A 4,902-nucleotide genomic window follows, 5' to 3' on the forward strand; every position below is an offset into this window, starting at 1 on the left:
GCCCCGCGCATCCGCCTCCCGTGGCTGTTCGGCCGCACGGCGGGAGTGCTCGCCGCGCTCGCGACCCTCACGTCGCTCGTCCTCGTCGCGGCCGTCCCGCGCGTGCGCCCCGACGCGCTCGACCTCTTCTTCCTGGCCAGCCCCGCGCAGAGCATCGCCGCGGTCGTCGTCGTGACGTACGTGCTCGCGGGCGTGCACGAGCTCGCGCACGTCCTCGCGGCGGCCGCGCTCGGCGTCCCGGCGCGGCTGCGCGTGACGCGCCGGACGTACTTCCTCACGTTCGAGACGAACCTGACGGGCCTGTGGGCGCTGCCGCCGCGTCGCCGCGTCGGGCCGCTGCTGGCCGGGATGGGCTTCGACGCGTTCGTGCTGTGCACGGCGCTGGCCCTGCGCACCGCGGGCGTCGGCCCGGACGCGTTCCTCGCGGCGGTCGTGATGATCGAGCTCACGGCGATCGTCGTGCAGCTGTTCGTCTTCCTGCGGTCCGACGTCTACGCGGTGATGACGGCGCTGCTCGGCTGCACGTCGCTCGACCGCACGACGCGCCTGCTGCTGCGTCGGTCGGTCCGCCGGCTGACCCCGGAGCAGGCCGCGGCGCTCGCGGCCGCACCCGTGCGGGACCTCGCCGTCGCGCGCTGGTACCGCTGGGTGCACGTGACGGGGTACGCGCTCGCGGCGGCGTCCTTCGTCGCGGTGTTCCTGCCGTCGACGTGGTTCATGCTGCGCTGGGTCGTCGAGTCGGTGGTCGTGCACGGGCCGTCGACGTGGGCGTTCTGGGAGGCGCTGCTGCTGGGCGTCGTCGTGCTGTCGCCGCGTGCCGTCACGGGCGTGGTCGCGCTGCGCGACCTGCGGGCCCGTCGCACGCGAGCCGTCACTCCGGCTCGGGCGCGTCCTGCTCGTCGGCGTGCGCGACGTGCCGCAGCTGCGACCAGATGAGGACGACGAACACGGCCGACCCGACGAACGCGAACCAGAAGGGCGCCGTCACGCCGTAGTGCTGCGCGAGCGCGCCGCCCACCCCGGCGCCGACGACGAGCCCGCCGAAGACGCCGACCAGGTTGACGCTCGCGACGCGCCCCTGCAGCGCGGTCGGCACGGCCCGCTGCCGGATCGTCACGGACGTCGTGCCCCAGACGAACGCGTGCGCGCCGAACACGAAGAACACGACCATCGCGAACCAGGCGGTCGTCGTGAGCGCGAGCGCGAGGTGCGTGAGCGTCTCGATGATCAGGCCGATGCGCATGAGGTTCGCGAGGCTGACCCGCGCGGTCAGCCAGCCGTAGGAGAACGTGCCGACGAGCCCGCCGACGGCCTGCACGGTCGTCACCAGCCCGAACCCGATCGCGCCGAGCCCGAGCCGCTGCTGCGCGTACAGGACGAGCACGGCCCACGCGGCCCCGAACGTCACGTTGAAGATGAGGATCGTCAGGACGAGCGTGCGCACGGCCGCGTGGTGCAGGACCCAGCGCACACCCTCGGCGATGTCGTGCCGGATGTGCGTCGCCTTGCGCTCCGTGTGCACGGGCGCGACGCGCAGGCGGGACACCATGACCGCGCCGGCGGCGACGAGCAGCGCGTCCGCGGCGAACGGGACGGCCTGCCCGGCCGCGAACAGCGCGGCGCCGAGCGGCGGCCCGACGAGCTGGTTGACGGTGACGAACCCGGCCTGGATGCGGGAGTTCGCGAGGGCCAGGTCGTCGCGCCGGACCAGCATGGGGACCAGCGTCGACGACGCGTTGTCGGCGAACGTCTCCGCAGTGCCGAGCAGGAACATCGCGACCAGGACGAGCACGATCGGGGCGGCGTCGACGGCGACGGCCGTGGCGAGCAGCGCGAGGGCGACGGCCCGGACCGAGTCCACCGCGACGACGAGGCGACGGCGGTCCAGCCGGTCGGTCAGGGCGCCCGCCCAGAGGCCGAACAGCAGGGGCGGCAGCCACTGGAGGAGCGCGGCGAGCGCCACGAGGAACGCGTCGTCCGTCCGTGAGGCGACGAGCAGCGGGCCCGCCGCGAGGACGATGCCGTCGCCGAGGTTCGTCGTCCACGACGAGGCGAGCAGCCACCGGAACCCGGTGCCGAGCCTGTGCGGGACGACGGACTCGACGATCCGCGACGACACGCCGAGCACGGTAGCCCGGCGTGCCGTCACGCTCCCAACCGATACGCGGACCGCAGACGCGGCCCGGAGGAGTCGACGGGTCAGCCGACGACGGCCGGCTGCGGGCCCGCCGGCCGGGTGGCCGACGTCCGCACGCCGACGACCAGCAGGTAGAGCATCAGCCCGATCTCGGCGACCGTCGCCGGCAGGACGAGCAGCATCTCCACGGCCTCGGGCAGGTCGGGCACGGCGCCCACGACGACGGCCGACACGAGCCACGAGACCGAGCCCGCGGCGACGACGGGCGCGGCGACCCGCGGGAACATGCCGGACCGCGCGATCAACAGGGCCGCCGGTGCCATCCAGAGGCAGAAGAACACCCCCGCGAACGTGTACGCGTCGGCCTGCATGCGCAGGAGCAGCAGCGCCAGCCCGTCGGCGTCGCCGACCGCGGTGTGCACGGCCGGGTCGGTGACGACGAGCACCGCGCCGGCGTGGAACGTGAGCATCACGAGGGTCATGAGCGCGGACAGCCACGTGCCGAGCACGAGCGTCGCGGCGGCGCGTGCGTGGACGTGGTGCAGCAGCCGGTGCAGCACGACGCCGAAGAGGGCGAACGCGGTGGCGGCCAGCAGGTCGGCGGCGATCGCGACCCGCATCTGCGTGGCGTGGTCGGCGATCGCCACGGCGGTGGCGCCCGCGTCGTCCCGGTCGAGCACCTGGGCGCGCGCGACGAGGTGGGCCCAGCCGCCGAGGACGGCGACGGCGAGGTAGAGCAGACCCGCGAGGCGGGCGGTGCGCTGGGGCGACATGGCGGTCTCCTTCGGGCGTGCTCGTCCCGCACCCCGGCCCGGGGTCGGCGTCGGGGCGCTGAGGGTGAGCGGGGTCGGTCCACGGCGGCGGGCGCGTGGTCCGGGTGGGTGGTGCCGCGGTCGCGGCGGTGGTCGTGGCGCGGCGCGGGGTGCGCGCCGGTGCGAGGGCTGCCGGTGGCCGGTCAGCCGTCCGCGTCGTCGGGGTACTGGAACACCTCGTCGAGCGGGACCCCGAGCTCCCGCGCGATCTGGAAGGCCATCTCGAGCGTCGGCGAGTACCGGCCCTGCTCGATGGCGATGACGGTCTGACGCGTGACGCCGATCCGGCGGGCGAGCTCGGCCTGCGTCATCTCGTCGCGGGCGAACCGCAGCGCGCGGATGCGGTTGGTGACGCGCGTGCTACCCAACGAAGGCTCCGCGGTAGGCCCGGAGCTGGGCGACGGCACCCCACGTGGTGCCGATCGCGCCGAGGAGGAACAGCGTGCTGCCGATCCAGAACCAGTCGACCTCGAGCATCGCGAGCGCGAGGACGGCGACCGCGCCGACGGCGGTCCCGACGAGCGCGATGCGGTCGCCGTAGCGCTCGATCTGGGTGTCCCGGACGTCCTGCGACGTGTCGTGGTCGCGCGTGACCGTCGCCAGCACGATCGCGCCGACGATGCCCCCGACCAGCGTGAAGCCCATCGCCCACAGCATCGGCCCGGCCCAGGCGACGTCGGCGACGGGCTCGCGCAGCGCGCGCGGTACGACGACGGCGAGGTAGCCGATCGTGCCGAGCGGCACGGTGACGGCGGTCGTCCACGCGGTGCGCTCGCCGTAGGTCAGCGGGGCGTGGTCGTCGTCGGAGGCCATGGCGTCTCCCGGGTGGAGGGGTCGACTGCGGACACCATGAATGTAAGCCAGACGCGACATCATGTCTAGTATTCTTTACATCACCCCGGGTCGCGCAGGCCGCCCGCGGCGATGTCGTCAGCGGAGCGCGGCGAGGAGCTCCGGGTCGTCCATGCCCGGCACCGCGTACCCCGTGGCGTCGTCCCAGGGGACCTGCTCGCGGTCGAGCCGCACCGACCACCACGCGTCGGGCACCGCGCGACGCAGCTCGGTCAGCGTCGCGCACCAGTGGAGCAGGGCCGTGAGCGCGTGCAGCGGGTGCACGGGCAGCTCAGTCCGCCCGCGCAGCACGACGGCCTCCGGCAGGTCGGTGTCGGGCGCGAGGCGCGGGGCGCCGTCAGGGGCGTCCGCGTTCCCCTGCTCGACGAGGCGGGCGACCCGTGACTGCTCCTCGGGGTCGAGGGGCGTCGGGCGCTCGGCGATGTACTGGAGGGTGACGGCCACGGCCGCACAACCTACTGCCTGGTACCGCCCGGTTGTGACGGTTCGCCCGCAATCCTCCGGTTCGTCGCCGGACCGTGACCCGGGACCGGCGCGGGCGGGCCGACGACCTGCCTGGACAGGCGTCCGGGTGTGACCAAGATGGCCCTTTCGGCCCAGGCCGCGAGCGTCCACATGATGGGACGATGGAGGGGCCGGCGACCCCGGCGACCCCGATCCCCGGGCGTCAGCGAGACGCCCGCCGCGCACTCACGAGGAGCGTCCCGATGGCCACCGACACCCTGCCCGGACCCGTCACCGCCCGCCACGACGAGCCGATCGGCCGGCGCGTCGCCGCGCTCGTCGACACCGTCCGCTGGGCGCCCGCCCCGCGCTTCGAGGGCACCCCGGCGAACCGGTGGCGCTTCGTCGCGTACCTCGGCGGCAGCATGCTCGCGTGGACCGTCGTCGGCCTCGCCGTCACCGCCGGCCTGGGCCGCGTGCTCGGCCTCTCCTGAGGCCCGTTGCTCCAGTCGGGCGAATCGGACGCCGAACCCTCAAGTCGGGCATATCGGCGCCGATAGCGTGCGCGCCGTGTCCGTCGCCGTCGCCACCGTCCCGCTCGCCGTCGTCCCCGACGCGCGCGTCCTCGTCCCCGACGCGCGGCCGGCACCGGTTGCG

7 protein-coding genes are annotated in these 4,902 nt (G+C 74.6%); 2 read left to right on the plus strand and 5 right to left on the minus strand.

Going from position 1 to position 4,902, the window contains the following annotated elements:
* A partial coding sequence (locus HGA02_RS10345; protein WP_168678937.1) for a hypothetical protein occupies nt 1-936 on the plus strand: 936 nt, incomplete at its 5' end.
* Here the strand turns inward: HGA02_RS10345 and HGA02_RS10350 are convergent.
* The 5 genes from HGA02_RS10350 to HGA02_RS10370 form a co-directional block, all read right to left on the minus strand.
* The gene (locus HGA02_RS10350; RefSeq protein ID WP_168678943.1) at nt 872-2,128 is read right to left on the minus strand and encodes an MFS transporter; all 1,257 of its coding nucleotides are present in this window, start codon (nt 2,126-2,128) and stop codon (nt 872-874) included. The two genes, HGA02_RS10345 and HGA02_RS10350, sit on opposite strands and share 65 nt — an antisense overlap.
* Nucleotides 2,129-2,199: 71 nt before the next feature.
* A complete protein-coding gene (locus HGA02_RS10355) occupies nt 2,200-2,910 on the minus strand; it encodes a DUF4386 domain-containing protein (protein ID WP_168678938.1) in 711 nt (236 codons plus the stop codon).
* 182 nt (nt 2,911-3,092) lie between these two features.
* Nucleotides 3,093-3,317, minus strand: coding sequence for a helix-turn-helix transcriptional regulator (locus HGA02_RS10360; protein WP_168678939.1), 225 nt, complete (start codon nt 3,315-3,317; stop codon nt 3,093-3,095).
* Nucleotides 3,310-3,762, minus strand: a complete 453-nt coding sequence (locus HGA02_RS10365) for a hypothetical protein (RefSeq protein ID WP_168678940.1) — start codon at nt 3,760-3,762, stop codon at nt 3,310-3,312. Before HGA02_RS10365 ends, HGA02_RS10360 begins: the two co-directional genes overlap by 8 nt.
* Before the next feature lie 117 nt (nt 3,763-3,879).
* Nucleotides 3,880-4,245, minus strand: coding sequence for a hypothetical protein (locus HGA02_RS10370; protein ID WP_168678941.1), 366 nt, complete (start codon nt 4,243-4,245; stop codon nt 3,880-3,882).
* 263 nt (nt 4,246-4,508) lie between these two features.
* Here HGA02_RS10370 and HGA02_RS10375 point away from each other — a divergent pair, with 263 nt between their 5' ends.
* The gene (locus HGA02_RS10375) at nt 4,509-4,739 is read left to right on the plus strand and encodes a chemotaxis protein CheW (RefSeq protein ID WP_168678942.1); all 231 of its coding nucleotides are present in this window, start codon (nt 4,509-4,511) and stop codon (nt 4,737-4,739) included.
* Nucleotides 4,740-4,902: the final 163 nt, after the last annotated feature.

The organism is Cellulomonas septica (assembly GCF_012396155.1).
GTDB classification, from domain to species: domain Bacteria; phylum Actinomycetota; class Actinomycetes; order Actinomycetales; family Cellulomonadaceae; genus Cellulomonas; species Cellulomonas septica.